The organism is Arthrobacter sp. StoSoilB22, from assembly GCF_019977315.1.
In the GTDB taxonomy this organism is placed as follows: Bacteria; Actinomycetota; Actinomycetes; order Actinomycetales; family Micrococcaceae; genus Arthrobacter.
In genome coordinates this window covers 220,551-235,172 of record NZ_AP024652.1, presented here as the reverse complement: position 1 = coordinate 235,172, position 14,622 = coordinate 220,551, and the positions used below count along the sequence as shown (strand labels likewise).

Annotated in this window: 16 protein-coding genes; 4 read left to right on the top strand and 12 right to left on the bottom strand. The window is 62.4% G+C overall.

Translation table 11 applies throughout. The features are described from left to right. The first annotated feature begins 1 nt into the window (after position 1). The gene (locus LDN70_RS01130) at positions 2 to 1,045 is read left to right on the top strand and encodes a lactonase family protein (protein ID WP_187697069.1); all 1,044 of its coding nucleotides are present in this window, start codon (positions 2 to 4) and stop codon (positions 1,043 to 1,045) included. Positions 1,046 to 1,119: 74 nt separating this feature from the next. Here LDN70_RS01130 and LDN70_RS01125 read toward each other — a convergent pair whose 3' ends face one another. Both LDN70_RS01125 and LDN70_RS01120 read right to left on the bottom strand, forming a co-directional pair. Beyond that, entirely contained in the window at positions 1,120 to 1,350 is a 231-nt protein-coding gene (locus LDN70_RS01125) for a hypothetical protein (RefSeq protein ID WP_142937095.1), read from the bottom strand. Next, positions 1,347 to 1,544: a hypothetical protein gene (locus tag LDN70_RS01120; RefSeq protein WP_142937096.1), complete on the bottom strand. Its 198-nt coding sequence runs from the start codon at positions 1,542 to 1,544 to the stop codon at positions 1,347 to 1,349. The genes LDN70_RS01125 and LDN70_RS01120 overlap by 4 nt, the downstream gene beginning before the upstream one ends. 391 nt (positions 1,545 to 1,935) lie before the next feature. Here LDN70_RS01120 and LDN70_RS01115 point away from each other — a divergent pair, with 391 nt between their 5' ends. Then, the gene (locus tag LDN70_RS01115) at positions 1,936 to 4,653 is read left to right on the top strand and encodes an alpha-amylase family glycosyl hydrolase (protein WP_223942571.1); all 2,718 of its coding nucleotides are present in this window, start codon (positions 1,936 to 1,938) and stop codon (positions 4,651 to 4,653) included. 82 nt (positions 4,654 to 4,735) lie between these two features. Here LDN70_RS01115 and LDN70_RS01110 read toward each other — a convergent pair whose 3' ends face one another. After that, positions 4,736 to 5,776 carry a hypothetical protein gene (locus LDN70_RS01110; protein WP_223941454.1) on the bottom strand — a complete coding sequence of 347 codons (1,041 nt, stop codon included), beginning with the start codon at positions 5,774 to 5,776 and terminating at the stop codon, positions 4,736 to 4,738. Positions 5,777 to 5,781: 5 nt separating this feature from the next. After that, positions 5,782 to 6,291: an RNA polymerase sigma factor gene (locus LDN70_RS01105; protein ID WP_142937099.1), complete on the bottom strand. Its 510-nt coding sequence runs from the start codon at positions 6,289 to 6,291 to the stop codon at positions 5,782 to 5,784. 155 nt (positions 6,292 to 6,446) lie between these two features. Between LDN70_RS01105 and LDN70_RS01100 the strand changes: the two genes are divergently transcribed. After that, positions 6,447 to 7,424: a serine hydrolase domain-containing protein gene (locus tag LDN70_RS01100; RefSeq protein WP_223941453.1), complete on the top strand. Its 978-nt coding sequence runs from the start codon at positions 6,447 to 6,449 to the stop codon at positions 7,422 to 7,424. Here LDN70_RS01100 and LDN70_RS01095 read toward each other — a convergent pair. From LDN70_RS01095 to LDN70_RS01060, 8 genes are all read right to left on the bottom strand, one after another. Then, positions 7,402 to 8,436 (bottom strand): HoxN/HupN/NixA family nickel/cobalt transporter, encoded by a 1,035-nt coding sequence (locus tag LDN70_RS01095; RefSeq protein ID WP_223941452.1) that lies wholly within the window; start codon positions 8,434 to 8,436, stop codon positions 7,402 to 7,404. The two genes, LDN70_RS01100 and LDN70_RS01095, sit on opposite strands and share 23 nt — an antisense overlap. Then, entirely contained in the window at positions 8,436 to 9,356 is a 921-nt protein-coding gene (locus LDN70_RS01090; protein ID WP_502773756.1) for an urease accessory protein UreD, read from the bottom strand. Before LDN70_RS01090 ends, LDN70_RS01095 begins: the two co-directional genes overlap by 1 nt. A 124-nt stretch (positions 9,357 to 9,480) precedes the next feature. Further along, entirely contained in the window at positions 9,481 to 10,098 is a 618-nt protein-coding gene (gene ureG, locus LDN70_RS01085; protein ID WP_223941451.1) for an urease accessory protein UreG, read from the bottom strand. Positions 10,099 to 10,119: 21 nt separating this feature from the next. After that, positions 10,120 to 10,791: an urease accessory protein UreF gene (locus tag LDN70_RS01080; RefSeq protein ID WP_223941450.1), complete on the bottom strand. Its 672-nt coding sequence runs from the start codon at positions 10,789 to 10,791 to the stop codon at positions 10,120 to 10,122. A gap of 198 nt (positions 10,792 to 10,989) precedes the next feature. Next, positions 10,990 to 11,463: an urease accessory protein UreE gene (gene ureE, locus LDN70_RS01075; protein ID WP_223941449.1), complete on the bottom strand. Its 474-nt coding sequence runs from the start codon at positions 11,461 to 11,463 to the stop codon at positions 10,990 to 10,992. 8 nt (positions 11,464 to 11,471) lie between these two features. Continuing rightward, on the bottom strand, positions 11,472 to 13,202 hold the full coding sequence (ureC, locus tag LDN70_RS01070; RefSeq protein ID WP_223941448.1) for an urease subunit alpha: 1,731 nt from the start codon (positions 13,200 to 13,202) through the stop codon (positions 11,472 to 11,474). After that, the gene (locus tag LDN70_RS01065; RefSeq protein WP_142937135.1) at positions 13,199 to 13,567 is read right to left on the bottom strand and encodes an urease subunit beta; all 369 of its coding nucleotides are present in this window, start codon (positions 13,565 to 13,567) and stop codon (positions 13,199 to 13,201) included. The genes ureC and LDN70_RS01065 overlap by 4 nt, the downstream gene beginning before the upstream one ends. Positions 13,568 to 13,575: 8 nt before the next feature. Beyond that, positions 13,576 to 13,878 (bottom strand): urease subunit gamma, encoded by a 303-nt coding sequence (locus LDN70_RS01060; protein ID WP_142937136.1) that lies wholly within the window; start codon positions 13,876 to 13,878, stop codon positions 13,576 to 13,578. Between the two features lie 194 nt (positions 13,879 to 14,072). Here LDN70_RS01060 and LDN70_RS01055 point away from each other — a divergent pair, with 194 nt between their 5' ends. After that, the gene (locus LDN70_RS01055) at positions 14,073 to 14,594 is read left to right on the top strand and encodes a flavin reductase family protein (RefSeq protein ID WP_223941447.1); all 522 of its coding nucleotides are present in this window, start codon (positions 14,073 to 14,075) and stop codon (positions 14,592 to 14,594) included. Positions 14,595 to 14,622: the final 28 nt, after the last annotated feature.

Below are 14,622 nucleotides of genomic sequence, written 5' to 3'. Positions count from 1 at the left end.
CATGGTTAGCCAGGAAACACTGATCTGGGTTGGTTCGTACACTGCCGACAGGAATGGCAAGGGCGAGGGCATCGCCGCACTTTCGGCTGATGACAATGGCCAGCTGACGTCCCTTGGCCTGGCGGTCCCCGCCAACTCACCATCATTCCTCGCACTGCATCCGACGCTCCCGGTGGTCTACGCCGTCGCCGAGGAAGGTAAGACCGTGCGGGCGTACCGCCGGACCGGCGACGCTGAGTTGGAGGCCTTCGGCGATCCTTGGCCCGCCGGTGAAGCAACGTGCCACGTGGCGGCTGATCCACAGGGACGTTTCATTGTGGCAACGTGCTGGGGCGACGGTCAGGTCATCCTTTACGAACTGGACGACGACGGCGCCATCACCTCGCGCACCAACGCGGCAGCCGCCGTCGATCCCCACTCTGCAACGACTCCGGACGGGGAGCGACCCAGCCGCGCGCACTCAAGCCTGATGCTGCCGGATGGCCGTGTGATGACCACGGACCTGGGACATGACCTGGTGAGGGTGTGGCGGTACGCGCCGGGCGAAGGCCTGCAGTTGGATCATCAGGTGATCCTGCCCAAGGGTTCCGGGCCACGGCACATGGCCCGCCATCACAGCGGAACCGTTGTGGTGGACACCGAATATTCAGTGGAAGTGGCAGCACTTCAGATGGAACCGGACGGTACTTACAGGCTGGCAACCATAGTTACGGCGAGCGCCACGGGTGCCAAAGAAGGCGACGCCGGAGCGGAGATCGCGTTGTCTCCCGACGGCCGTTTCGCGTATGTGGGCGTTCGCGGGTCCAACTCCATTTGCGTGGTGAAGGTATCCAACGGCGGGGCTGAACTGGAGCCCGTCGGGGAGGTACCGTGCGGCGGTGAGTGGCCGCGCCACCACTTGGTCCGCGAAGGCTGGCTGTACGTCGCCAACGAAGGCTCGGACGACGTCGTGAGCTTCAGGCTGGACCCGGCAACCGGACTGCCGGACGGTCCCGTGAGCCGTGTGGAGACGGGCTCTCCCAGCGTTCTGGTCCCCGCCGGTTAACTGACGCCGAGATGGCACTTGATGACAATCATCCGCTCAGACATTGTCATGTTGTGCCATCTCGGCGGGTCTTTTCAGGCTGTCCAGACCTCGACGTCGTCCGTTCCACAGATGAGCCTGCGGCCGGTTGGTTCGAGGATGACCCAGAGCAGTTCCTGGTGCTTGGAAACATCGTCCACGCGGCCGGTCCCGGCGCCCCACGCGACGTCGTAGATCCATACGGGATCGCCCGCGGCGAGCTCAGTCCACTCGGCCGCCGGCACGTGGCGGTAGTCGGCGGGCCTGTTCAGGATGGTGCTGGTCATGCCGACGCTTCAGCGGCGGTGCGGCGCCGCCAGACGGTGGGTACACCCTGGTGGGCCGGGAGGATGTGGCCTTCCGCGAAAACCTGGACGGCATCCGGATCGGAGTCCGGGCTCCAGAGACCCGACGCCGGGCAGTGGGAACCGGTAGGCATGACGCGGGTGGCTCGTTCGCGCAGGAGGGCGATGCTCTTCATCGTTGAAACTCATCCTTGGGGATAGATCGGGGGTGTTTTGTGAAGCAGATCTCTTCAACCCTATGCAAGTCACACGGGCTTGGTTATGGACGGATGCATAGCGTTTTGGAATGTGGCCATGCAAAGGCACAGTGAAAATCCTGCACAATTTCGGGTAGAGCGCATGCAAACGCTTCCAGAAAAAGAGTTTTAGCGGGGTCCTTCACAATTCGAAATACCCGCAACCCGTGGATTAAGCATACGGAAGCGCTTACAGTTGTGACTTGTCCCACAACACCTAAATGCCACAGCACTGTCGCTTAGCGGAAGGTTTCATCACTTGCTATCTCGCAGCTATAGATCCAACGACTGCCCCCAGCGCCCACCACTGAACCGGATCGCCGCCGTCCTCATGACGACGGCGGTACTTACCGCCTCGGCCGTCCTCCCCGCAGACGCCGCTCCCGTCCCCACGCCCGACCCCGCCGCCCAGCACTCCATCCGCGGCGGCATCAGCGATCAGAACTTCTACTTCGTCATGGCCGACCGCTTCAACAACGGCACAGCCGCCAACGACGACGGCGGGCTGGGTTCCGATCCGATGGTGTCCGGCTTCGATCCCAGCCGTAAGGGGTTCTTCAACGGCGGGGACTTGAAGGGTCTCCAAGACCAGTTGGACTACATCCAGGGGCTGGGCACCAACTCCCTCTGGCTCACACCAAGCTTCAAGAACAAGGCGGTGCAAGGCGACGGCACCCTGGCGAACAGTTCAGCCGGTTACCACGGGTACTGGGTCACGGACTTCACGCAGATCGACCCCCACCTTGGCACCAATGCCGAGCTGAAGACGCTCATTGACGCCGCCCACGCCCGTGGCATGAAGGTGTACTTCGACATCATCACCAACCACACCGCGGACGTCATCCAGTACCAGAAAACCGCCTCGGCGCCCTACATCTCCAAAGAAACCGAGCCCTACCGAACCGCTGCGGGCGAGGTCTTCGATGACCGCGACTACGCGGGAACGCAAGACTTCCCGGCCCTGGATGCCGCAACGTCCTTCCCGTACACACCTGTGGTCCCGGACGCGGAGAAAGAGGTCAAGGTTCCGGCCTGGCTGAACGACCCCACGCTCTATCACAACCGCGGCAACACCAACTTTGCCGGCGAGGACTCCCTTTATGGCGACTTCTTCGGCCTGGACGACCTCTTCACCGAGAACCCCAAAGTGGTCAACGGAATGATGGACGTCTACAAAACCTGGATCCGCGACTTCGGGATCGACGGTTTCCGCATCGACACCATGAAGCACGTCAATGACGAGTTCTGGCAGCAGTTCGGACCCCAGGTTCTCAGCTACGCCAAGGAACAGGGCAAGGACGAGTTCTTCATGTTCGGCGAGGTCTTCGATACCTCCAAGAGCATCACGTCCAAGTTCACCACCAGGAACCAGATGCAGGCCGTGCTGGATTTCGGGTTCCAAGGCGCAGCCCGCAGCTTCGCGTCCCAGAGCAGCAAAGCCACCGGCTTGGCGGACTTCTTCAACGGGGATGATTGGTACACGGACGCCGACTCCAACGTCTACCAATTGCCCACCTTCCTGGGTAACCACGACATGGGCCGCATCGGCACCTTCATCGCCCAGGACAACCCGGGAGCGTCCGACGCCGAACTGGTGGAACGCGACGAGCTCGCCCATGAGCTGATGTACTTCTCGCGCGGCAACCCCGTGATTTACTACGGCGACGAGCAAGGCTTCACCGGGGCCGGCGGAGACCAGGACTCGCGGCAGACCATGTTCGCCAGCAAGGTCCAGGAGTATCTGGATGATGATCTCCTGGGGACCAGCTCCACGCACGCCACTGACAACTTCGACACCCAGCACCCGCTGTACAAGAAAATCAGTGAACTCGCGGCCCTCGCAGCTGAACACCCCACGCTCCGAAGCGGTGCCCAGCAAAACCGCTACGCAGCCGACGGCGCCGGCATCTACGCGTTCTCACGCATTGATGCCAAAGAGCAGCGCGAGTACATCGTGGCAGTGAACAACAGCGAGACAGCCCAGACCGCGGCGATCCCCACATATGAAGCGAAACAGCCGTTCAAACTGGTTTATGGTGACGCCGCCAAGAACATCAAGACCGGACAGGACGCCACACTGGCCGTTACCGTACCGCCGCTTTCCGCTGTGGTGTATGAAGCATCGGGGCGACTGGCCAAGTCCAAGGCAGCGCCCGGCGTCGTGCTTAAGAAGCCGGTCACCGCAGCTGGTGACGCCAGCCGCCTGAAGGTAACGGCCGACGTCGACGGTAACTCGTTCTATGAGGTCACGTTCCAAGCGCGCACGGCTGGTGGTGAGTGGACGGCGATCGGCACGGATGACAACGCCCCCTATCAGGTGTTCCATGACGTGTCATCCCTGGAGCCGGGGGCCTCGGTGGAGTACCGCGCGGTGGTGTTGGACAACCGCGGGCAGACGTCGGCGAGCGAGCCGAAGAGCGGCGTGGTGGGTGAGCCGACGCAACCTGAAACTGTCACCGTGGCCGGCAGCCTCAACACCGAGTTGGGCTGCACCGAGGACTGGCAGCCCAGTTGCGAACAGGGGCTCATGAGCTACGAGCCGACGCATCGGCTGTGGCAGCTGAGCGTGCCCAACCTTCCCGCGGGAACGTACGAGTTCAAGGCTGCGCTCAACGGCACCTGGGACGAAAACTACGGCGCAGGCGGTGAGCTCGACGGCCCCAACGTGGCGTTCACGCACACAGGCGGCGCCGTCACGTTCCTGTACGACCACGCCACCAATCTCATCAGCGCAGTCACCGCGGGCCAGCAGCCTGCAGCCGTTTCCGTGCCGGGAAGCCTGAACTCCGAGCTCGGTTGCGCTGGCGATTGGATGCCCGATTGCGCCCAGGCCCAGTTGTCCTTGGACGCCGCTGACGGACTCTGGAAGCTCTCCGTGCCCAACCTGGCCGCCGGCAGCTACGAGTTCAAGGCCGCCATCAACGGCTCCTGGGCTGAGAACTACGGCCTGGCCGGAGCCCCCAACGGCAGCAACATCGCGTTGAAGCACGACGGCGGCCCGGTCACCTTCCGGTACGACCCCGCCAGCCACCTGGTGACTGTCCGCTAACCCACCTGTCCGCTAACCCAAGTAAGTAGCAGTTGAGGCCGTTTTGAACGCTCAAAACGGCCTCAACTGCGACTCAGATGGGCTACTTGTAGCTCAGGCTGAGCAGCATGGACTTGAGTTGGGCATACTGGGTGCTGCCCATCCAAGCCTTGGCCGCCTCCGGGGTTGCGAAGGCTGGCTGCTTGGCGGGATCGAACACCGCGTAAGCACTCATGATGCCGTTTGGTACGCGGACCTGGTTGGTCCCGGAGGAACTTACTCCGGCCTTGAGCTCGGAGGACACCCGTACATCCATGATGTACGTCGGAGGTCCATCGGCAGGTCCCGTTCGGGGTGAGGGCATTCCCTCGTAGGGGGGCCCTTCGTAGGGAATGTACTGTGACTGGTTAGAGGAGAAACCGAACTCCACCAGCTCACCCGAGTTGTCGCGAACGCCGGGCACTACAGCCCGGTCCAGAATGGTTCGGTCCACCAAACCAGCAGTCCCATCCGCGTAGTTTCCATTGAACACACGAGCTACCTCAGCCCCAGCGGCATCAAAGACAGTCACAATGCGCGAGGCTTCCGCAGTCCCAGGAGGATCGAATGGTCCTTGGTCCGCCCGGATACTCCAGCCGACCGGATAGGTGAAGGACAAATGCCCGTCCGGGAAGGTATAGGTCTGGCTGGTCGGCGCCTGCACGGGTGGCACCACTGGCGCCGAGGCCACTGCTGGCGGTGTGGTGGGTGCGGGCGGGGTGGTCACCGGCGCGGCCACCGTGGGCGTCGCTGACGGCGTCGCCGAAGGTGTCGCAGTGGGCGTGGGCGTCGGGGTGACGGTAGGCGTGGGCGTGGAGCTTTGGAGTGTCACAGCGGGCAAGGGATTGGAACTGACTGTCTCGAAGCTTGAGGCAACCAGCACCCCCGCAATCACGGCAGCAGCGCCGAGCAACAGTCCGCCCGCAATCTGGGCCTTGCGGCGCCTGCGCTGTTCCAGGGACGTCACTGCCGCGAGTGGGCTGTTGTCGCTGAACACGGTGGTGCCGGAAAGGATTTTGTGCAGCGCTTCTTCGCCGTTGGGTTCCGCCACGGGATCGATAGTGAGCGGGTCAATCGCTGATATCTGGTTCTTGATCGGATCCATTGTCTTCAGACCCCCATCTTCTGTGTAGTCGAGTTGGCCCCTGCAGGCAGATGCTTCCGGAACGCAGTGCGGGCCCGGTGAAGGCGGACTTTTGCCGCCGATTCGCTGCACTGCAGCACTTTCGCGATGTCGGCAATCCCCAGGTCGTCCCAGTAGGCCATCTGCAAAATGTCGCGGTCCTTTTCCCGCAGTGCTTCCATTGCGTCCTGGACAGCAACATTCTCGGAGTCGCCACCAAAGCGCTGGACCGCCGTCGTCCGCAGCTTTTCCTGCAACGCCAGGCGCCTGTCGCGGCTCCTGTACGCATTTCCCACAAGGTTCCTTGCAACCGTCAGGAGGTACGGAAGGTCCGGGTGTGAGTCATCGCTCCACTTCTGCCATACGACGCGGAAAACGTCGGCCGCGATTTCCTCAGCTACGTCCGCGGATTCAACACGTCGGCAGACGAACTTGAACACGGATGGGTAGCTGTCTTTGTGAATGGCGATGAACGCCAATTCGCGCTCTGAAAGCACGATTGTTCCCCCTGGTAATTAGAGCCCTGAACTGCAGGATACTTGTATAGTTTCCGGCCGGGCTGCCAAGGTTACATGGGTGGCAAGTTTCTTCCGGCGTCCACGATAGATTCGATGCAGCAACCCCGGACCCCGAACGAAGGCGTGAACAGGCAATGGTGGAAATAGGACCCGCAGCGGACTGGGCCCGCAAGCAGGTAGAGCTCAAACGCGTGCCGGTCGCGGTGCTGGGCATTGCCTCAAGCCAAGGCATTGAGGACATTGTGGCGTTTGGTTCCGACGACGGCCGGCAGGCTGCAGTCGATGATCACTTTGCGCTGTTCTCGGTCACCAAACCGATCACGGCCCTGACGGTCATGCGGCAAGTTGAGTTGGGGAAACTCTCGCTTGGCGCCTCGCTGGGTGACGCCCTGCCGGGCTTTGGCACCGGCCGCACGGATACCGTGACGCTTGAGCAGCTACTCAGCCACCGATCCGGAATCTCAGACCCGGCGCTCGACGGCGGCACTCCCCTCCGCGAAGCCCTCACCGCCGCGGATCAAGCCTTTTACGCCGGATCTCTGGTGCAATACTGCAACATCGCCTTTGAGGGTGCAGCGGCGATGGCCGAGTGGTCAGGCGGAGTTCCGTTCGAGAACCAGCTCCTGGCTTTGGCCGCCGATACCGGGGCGCACGGGCTCACGTTCAACACGGATTCCAACCCGCACACCGTCCACGGCACGGACGCAGCGGGCCTGGACGTCCAGGAGATGTACAAGCACAGGCATCCCGGGGCAGGGCTCTTCGGCACGGCCGCAGATTTGCTCAGTCTTGGTTCCGAGCTCTTACGGGGTTCCGGGAAAGCCGTCCGTCCCGCAACTCTTGCCGCCATGCGCCGCCCCCGGACCACAGAGGTTTCGCACATCACCACCCGGCCCCAGCCCCTACGCCACACCGGACTGGGCTTCCAGATGCCCGCCAATGAGTCCGAGCTGTTCGCGCAGGGGATTTATGGGCATCCGGGCTGGTCAGGCACTGAGTGGTGGATGCTCCCCGAGCAGGACCGCTGCGTGGTGTTCCTGACCAACGTGCTGGACGCCCCGGACCTTGGTGTGGACACCAACGAGCTTTTCAACGCAGTGGCGGTCTCCTAGCTGATACGGCCCAGACGATCACGAACAGTCCCACCAGGATCAGGCCCGCGTCGCCAAGGTCAATGCTGCCGAGCCACGTGGTCAGCGGATCTTCGAGTTCAAAGGCGGCGTTGATGAAGCCACCCAGTGTGATCACGGAGATGAAGAGCGCAGAAACAGCAGAGATGCCGGTGATCAGGGCGTTGAAGCCGAGCTTGCGCCGCGGGTTGTGAATGGCTGATTTGTACATCTTCATCATGGCCACGCCGTTGGCGGAATCGCACAGGGTCATGGCGGCGGTGAACGCGAGCGGGAGGGCCACCAGGGCGAGGGGCGAGACACCGGCGAGTGACGCCGTCGTGGTGATGACCAGCAGTCCGATGGTGGTGGCAGTGTCGAACCCCAGGCCGAACAGGAAACCGATCACGTAGATGTTCCGCGGCCGCTCCACTTTGGACAGCGGTTTGGCGAGCAGCCGGGCAACAAAGCCTTTCGCTTCAAGGTCTTCGGGCCGCACATCACCTCCCCGCTGTACCTGACGGTATACGCTGGTCGCCCGCACAAACGCGGAGCCGTTGAACAAGCCCATCGCCAGCAGGAACAACCCCGAGACTCCACTGCCGATCAGGCCCAGCACCTTGTTACCGGTGGTGCCGTCCTCCATGAACTGCCCGATCAAGGTGGCACCCGCCACCACCAGCAGCCCGGCCAGGATCACCACGGAGCTGTGACCCAGGCTGAATGCAAAACCCACACTCACGGGGTCTCTGTGCTGCGCCACGAATTTGCGCGTGGAGTTATCTATGGCGGCGATGTGGTCCCAGTCGTAACTGTGCTTGATACCGGCAACGTACGCGGTGATCACCAGCCCGAGCGCCAGCGGCTGCGCGCCACCTGCGGTGCCAACAAGCAACAGCACGACGGCGGCAAGATGCAAAGCGGCTACGGCACCGAAAGTGAACAGCAGCCGGGTCCGCAGGGACAACGTCTCCCGCTCCCGGTACATGGTGGCGAACTCGGTCAGCGCAGTCATCAGTACTTCCTCAGGTTCAAGGGCGCCTGCCCATACCAACGTTCCCGCAGGACGCCGGTGCACGCACCCAGCAATTTGTTGAGTTCCTCAGTGCTGTTGGACAACGATCGCAGCACAAGCCCCGCACTTCCGGCAATAGCCGCCGCTAAAGACACCCCGGTATAAGCGTCAAAGTCACGGGCTATCCGGTCCAGTTCATCGGCAAGCCCTTGATCAACCCGCGGATCCACCACCACTAACGAGCCCAGATGGCTGAAGCCCTCCATGAACCCCATCCCGGTCACGTCGTTGAGAGGTGGCCTGATCAGGAGGTTGTCCAGCGCCAACAGCTTCGCACCGTTCTCCCCCTCTACCCAGATCTCGTTGCGCAGCCGCACCTCCTCATACTTGAAGGACGCGCCGTCCGGCGACCACCCCGGCGTGATGACCTCAGCCATGACGAGGCTCGACGTCGGGTGGAGACTGATGCGCGAATTCTGCCGATAGCTCGCCTCCCGGTACGCGATTAACTGATCCGGCATCAACTCCAGCCGCGAGCCCTCCCCCATTTTGATGGTCATCCGCTGCTCAGCGAATGAGCCCGGAGTCCTGTACACCTTGGTTGCCGACTGCGTGGTCAGCAACAGCTCAGCCCCCGCCTCAACCTCCACGTCAATAACAAACAGATCGGCCCCAAGATACGCACCCCCGGGATTGACCATGACATAACAAACCTGCCCGCTCTGATCCAGGTAATGCGGCCTGAGCACCCTCAAAGCCCCCTCATGGAACTGCCGCGAAGCAACGGACCTACCGCCCCGCACAGAAACCCCAAGCTCCAACCGCCCCCGCACCCCCCGCTCCCCCAAAATCAACGCGGAGTCAGGCCCCACGTCCCCCACAACATCTGAGCCGAATTCGACCTGCGTCGTCGTGTTCATAGGCGCATCTCCGGTGGTGACGAAACCGTCGAGGCGGCCGAGCCGGATTTTTGGGCCGCGGCGTGGCGGGCATCGCGAAGCGGGCACGGCCCAAAATCCGGCGCGGGCGCCGCCCCAAGAACCCTCACGGTGTTAGATCGAGCATCAGGACGTCGCGGCGGATCCAGTTCAGGACCTCGTCCAGGCCTTCGTCGGTCTTCAGGTTCGTGAAGCAGAACGGCTTGTTTCCGCGGAATTCCTTGGAGTCCCTCTCCATGACGGCGAGGTCTGCCCCTACGTGGGGTGCCAGGTCTGTTTTGTTGATGATGAAGAGGTCGGATTTGATCATGCCTTGGCCGGCTTTGCGGGGGATTTTTTCGCCTTGGGCTACGTCGATGATGTAGATGGAGAAGTCGACGAGTTCTGGGCTGAAGGTGGCGGAGAGGTTGTCGCCTCCGGATTCGACGAAGATGACTTGCAGGTCAGCATGCCGGGTTTTGAGTTCTTCGATGGCCGCAGTGTTCATGGAGGTGTCTTCGCGGATGGCGGTGTGGGGGCAGCCGCCGGTTTCGACGCCGATGATCCGGTCTTCGGGGAGGATGCCGTTGGCGGCGAGGATTTTGGCGTCTTCGATGGTGTAGATGTCGTTGGTGATGGCGGCCATGGAGATGTCGCGGCTCATGTGCCGGGTGATGCGTTCAACGAGCTGGGTTTTGCCTGCTCCGACGGGCCCGCCGACGCCGATTTTGATGGGTTCTGTCATGTTGTCTGTCCTTTGCACTTGCTAGCTCATGAACATGCGGGCACGTTGCCGTTCGTGCCGCATTTGTGAAATTTCGAGGCCGGGGCTGACGGCCCCAAAGTCGTCCCAGCACAGCTGTGCTACATCGTGGATAGCGGCAGCGACGGCGTCGTGCGCGTCCCGAAGTACCCGCTGCCCGGCGTTCTGCCCGAGCGGTATGGCCCGCACGGCGTTCTGCGTCAGCGAGGTAACGGTGGCAAACAGATAGGCAGACAACGCCGCCTCAAAGGGAACCCCCAAAGACCGCGCAATGACGCCAAAAGCCAGAGGTTGATGCCCCGAGGCCAACCCCGCCCGAACGAGCCCCCGATACTCTTCCAACTCAGCCGACGGGAACACCTCCCCGCCAATTTCCAACAACCGCCCACCCATTTTGAGCGAAGCCTCCCGCACTTCCCGAGCCAACAACTGCGAAGACAACACCCCATCCAGCAAGCCGACATCCACCCCCTCATAAAGAAAGCGAACGGCCAACCCCTCGGAAAAGACCAACTGCTGCCCCACAAAAGCACCCAACCACTTCCCAAAAGTGATCTCATCACGAACCAACTCACGGTGGATGTAGCTCTCAAACCCCAAAGAATGAGCAAACGCCCCCGTAGGCAAAGCTGAGTCAGTCAACTGTTGAAGAGCAAGCTGATATGTCGGGCTCAAGCCGCACCGCCGCCGGTGCGGTCTGTGCGCTGGAGCGGAGCTGGGAAGGGGGCCGCGGTGTGGAGGGCCCCGCGGGGGGCCCACTGCCGCGAGGGCCCCGACCTGAGCTTGCGAAGGTTGGGAGCGGCTGGGGACGGGCACGGCCCCCTTCCCAGTGGAGCGCAAGCGCGCGCACCCAACCTGATGCGACGCATGACTCTAGTGCGAATGCTCTGCATGGCGGAATGGCACCGGCATGACCCGCTCTTGCCTGTCGTAGGGGACGCCGACGCTCTTCAAATAGTCTTCGACCGTGTGGTCGTACTGGCACACCATGACTTCGGCCCCGTATTCAGACGCAGCGTCGAAGAATTGTGCCTGCAAATGCCGGTTGCCGAGCGAATGTGCCACGACGCCCATTTCGTGGATGCTCCGTGGCCCGATCACCAGGACGTCGGTGGGCAGTACTGAGATGACGATGAGGTTGGTGTCAGTGACGGCAAGGATGTCGCCGTCTCGGAGGTCCCCGGTGCCGCTGGGGAGCCGGATGCCGAGTTCTTTGCCGTGATCGGTGGTGACGCGTTGGATGCGTTTGACGAGGAGGGCGCTGGGCAGCACTACTTTTTCTTTGTGGTGGCCTGCGTAGTCAGCGGGTTGTTCGTGGAGGTTGCCCAGGATTTTTTCGATGATCATGGTGGCTCCTAGAAGAGGAAGTAGCGCTGGGCCATGGGCAGCACGTCGGAGGGCTGGGAGGTGACTTCGACGCCGTCGACGGTTACCTTGTAGGTTTCGGGGTCGACGGCGATGTCCGGGGTTTCGCCGTTGTATTTGAGGTCCGCTTTGCTGAGGCTGCGGATGCCGGTGACTGGTTTGATGATGCGTTCCAGGCCGAGCTCGGCTGGCGCTCCGGCGTCGATGGCGGCTTGGGACAGGAACGTGATGGATGTTTGTTGGAGGGCTTTTCCGTACGTGGCGAACATGGGCCGCATGGTGCGCGGTTGCGGTGTGGGGATGGAGGCGTTGGAGTCTCCCATGAGTGCGTAGGCGATTTGGCCGCCTTTGATGACGAGTTCGGGTTTCACACCGAAGAACGCGGGGTCCCAGAGGACCAGGTCTGCGAACTTGCCTTCTTCCACGGATCCGATGACGTCTGCCATGCCTTGGGCGATGGCGGGGTTGATGGTGTATTTGGCCACGTAGCGCTTGAGCCGGAAGTTGTCGGATTCGGCGGATCCGTGGGTGGTTCCGGATGGATCCTTCAGTACGCCGCGCTGGCGCTTCATGGCATCGGCCACCTGCCAGGTACGCGTGACCACCTCGCCGACGCGGCCCATGGCCTGGGAGTCGGAGGATGTGATGGCGAAGATGCCGAGGTCGTGGAGGACGTCTTCGGCGGCGATGGTTTCGGCGCGGATGCGGGAGTCGGCGAAGGCCACGTCTTCGGGGATGTCCGGGTTGAGGTGGTGGCAGACCATGAGCATGTCCAGGTGCTCTTCGATGGTGTTTTTGGTGTAGGGCAGCGTGGGGTTGGTGGAGGCAGGGAGCACGTTGGGCAGCCCGGCGATTTTGATGATGTCCGGGGCGTGGCCTCCGCCTGCGCCTTCGGTGTGGAACGTGTGGATGACCCGTCCATCGATCGCCCGGATGGTGTCTTCCACGAAGCCGCACTCGTTGAGGGTGTCCGTGTGGATGGCTACTTGGACGTCGTATTCGTCGGCAACGCGCAGGGACATGTCAATAGAGGACGTGGTGGAGCCCCAGTCCTCGTGGACTTTGAGCCCCACTGCACCGGCGCGGATCTGTTCTGCGAGGGGCTCGACGGCGGATGCGTGGCCCTTCCCGAACAGGCCGATGTTGACGGGGAGCCCTTCGGCGGCTTGCAGCATGCGCGAGATGTGCCAGGCGCCGGGGGTGATGGTGGTGGCTTTGGTTCCTTCGGCGGGGCCGGTGCCGCCGCCCACCATGGTGGTGATTCCGTTGCACAGGGCTGCGGGGACCTGCTCCGGGGAGATGAAGTGGATGTGGGTATCGATGCCGCCGGCTGTGAGGATCTTCCGTTCGCCCGCGATGATTTCCGTGCTGGCACCGACCACGATGTCCACGCCGTCGGCGATCTGTGGGTTGCCGGCCTTGCCGATTTTGAAGATGTGGCCGTCTTTGAGGGCGACGTCGGCTTTGTAGATACCCGTGTAGTCCAGGACGATCACGTTGGTGATCACGGTGTCCGGGATGTCTTCAGCCCGCGTGAGTTGGCCGTTCTGACCCATTCCGTCGCGAATCACTTTGCCGCCGCCGAACACCACTTCTTCGCCGTAAGCCGTGTAGTCCTTCTCAATCTCCAGGAACAGCTCGGTGTCGGCAAGACGGATGGCGTCGCCGGTGGTGGGGCCATACAGTTCGGCGTACTGCTTGCGGGGAATCTCGAAGCTCACTGGTGGTCCCTCTCCGCTGCGACGCCCGGGCGGGGTTCCCCGGTTACTGAAGTTCCGCCGTCGAGCTTTCCGTTAACTGCGTTGCTGAGGCCGTGCACCTCGCGCGTCCCTGCGAGTTCGATCAGGTGGACCGTTTTCCTGTCCCCCGGCTCGAACCGTGCGGCAGTACCTGCGGGGATGTCCAGCCGACGGCCGTAGGCGGCTTCTCGGTCGAATTCCAGGGCCCTGTTGGCCTCGGCAAAGTGATAGTGCGAACCGACCTGCACGGGGCGGTCACCGCGGTTCACAACCTCGACGGCGATCGCCTGGCGGCCGCTGTTACACACGACGGGACCGGGCTGGAGCCTGTATTCACCGGGGATCATGGGGGCTCCTATCGGATGGGGTTGTGGACGGTGACCAGCTTGGTGCCGTCGGGAAAAGTGGCTTCGATCTGGACGTCGTGGATCATCTCAGGCACGCCTTCCATCACGTCTTCGCGGCGCAACAGGGTGCTTCCGTAGCTCATGAGTTGGGCGACTGACTTGCCGTCGCGGGCGCCTTCGATGAGCTCGTAGCTGATGATCGCCACAGCTTCGGGGTAGTTCAGTTTGAGCCCCCTCCCTTGGCGACGCCGTGCGAGGTCGGCGGCCACCACGATCATGAGTTTCTCCTGCTCACGGGGCAAAAGATGCATGGTTACTCCTGGGACGCCGGGCACTTGGACATTGTGTTCAGCGTAGGGAGCGGAAGTTTCGGCTACGTTTCCACGGCGTCACGGGCGGGGGTCGATTTCTCAGGAATTGACCTCAACCATTGTTGAGGTTCTAGCATCAATGAGGTGTGCGTCTGAGAGGCCGCCATCCCCGCCAGCCCCATGAAAGTGCGTTAATGACCCATCCCAAGCCCGTGCCATCCGAACCAGTCGGCGAACTTTTCAGGGCCGCGTTCCGCGCCCATCCGGCAGGAGTCTCGATTGTCACAGCAACGGGTCCAGAGGGAGCAGTGGGGCTGACGGCATCATCGGTGGCATCTGTGGCCGTGGATCCGGCGATACTCGCTTTCTCTGTGACCGGCGGGCGATCAGCTTCCGTCATCGCAGCCGCGCAAACAATCTTGGTCCATCTGGTGGGCGCCGATCAGCTGGAGCTCGTCCGCGCCTTCGCGGACCCATCCGCCCCGCGATTCACGGACACCATGGAATGGGAGGTCCTGCCCACAGGAGAGCCCCTGCTCAAGGAGGCCGTCTGGGCATTACGGTGCGAAATTATCCATCGGGCGCCGCTGGGGGGCTCAGTGCTGCTGGCAGCGAAAGTTGTGGACATCCGGGCTAACCCGTCCGGTTCAGCTCCACTGGTTTATCACAACCGGGAGTTCCACACGCTGCTCGCGAGTGTTCCAGCCGGGGCTTAGCTGCGGCTTAACTGCGAGGTTAGGTCTT

Bases quoted from the DNA above. Each gene is read 5' to 3' on its own strand.
- LDN70_RS01130 (WP_187697069.1), top strand. From the start codon at position 2: ATGGTTAGCCAGGAAACACTGATCTGGGTTGGTTCGTACACTGCCGAC.
- LDN70_RS01125 (WP_142937095.1), bottom strand. From the start codon at position 1,350: ATGACCAGCACCATCCTGAACAGGCCCGCCGACTACCGCCACGTGCCG.
- LDN70_RS01120 (WP_142937096.1), bottom strand. From the start codon at position 1,544: ATGAAGAGCATCGCCCTCCTGCGCGAACGAGCCACCCGCGTCATGCCT.
- LDN70_RS01115 (WP_223942571.1), top strand. From the start codon at position 1,936: ATGACGACGGCGGTACTTACCGCCTCGGCCGTCCTCCCCGCAGACGCC.
- LDN70_RS01110 (WP_223941454.1), bottom strand. From the start codon at position 5,776: ATGGATCCGATCAAGAACCAGATATCAGCGATTGACCCGCTCACTATC.
- LDN70_RS01100 (WP_223941453.1), top strand. From the start codon at position 6,447: ATGGTGGAAATAGGACCCGCAGCGGACTGGGCCCGCAAGCAGGTAGAG.
- LDN70_RS01095 (WP_223941452.1), bottom strand. From the start codon at position 8,436: ATGACTGCGCTGACCGAGTTCGCCACCATGTACCGGGAGCGGGAGACG.
- LDN70_RS01090 (WP_502773756.1), bottom strand. From the start codon at position 9,356: ATGAACACGACGACGCAGGTCGAATTCGGCTCAGATGTTGTGGGGGAC.
- ureG (WP_223941451.1), bottom strand. From the start codon at position 10,098: ATGACAGAACCCATCAAAATCGGCGTCGGCGGGCCCGTCGGAGCAGGC.
- ureE (WP_223941449.1), bottom strand. From the start codon at position 11,463: ATGATCATCGAAAAAATCCTGGGCAACCTCCACGAACAACCCGCTGAC.
- LDN70_RS01065 (WP_142937135.1), bottom strand. From the start codon at position 13,567: ATGATCCCCGGTGAATACAGGCTCCAGCCCGGTCCCGTCGTGTGTAAC.
- LDN70_RS01060 (WP_142937136.1), bottom strand. From the start codon at position 13,878: ATGCATCTTTTGCCCCGTGAGCAGGAGAAACTCATGATCGTGGTGGCC.
- LDN70_RS01055 (WP_223941447.1), top strand. From the start codon at position 14,073: ATGACCCATCCCAAGCCCGTGCCATCCGAACCAGTCGGCGAACTTTTC.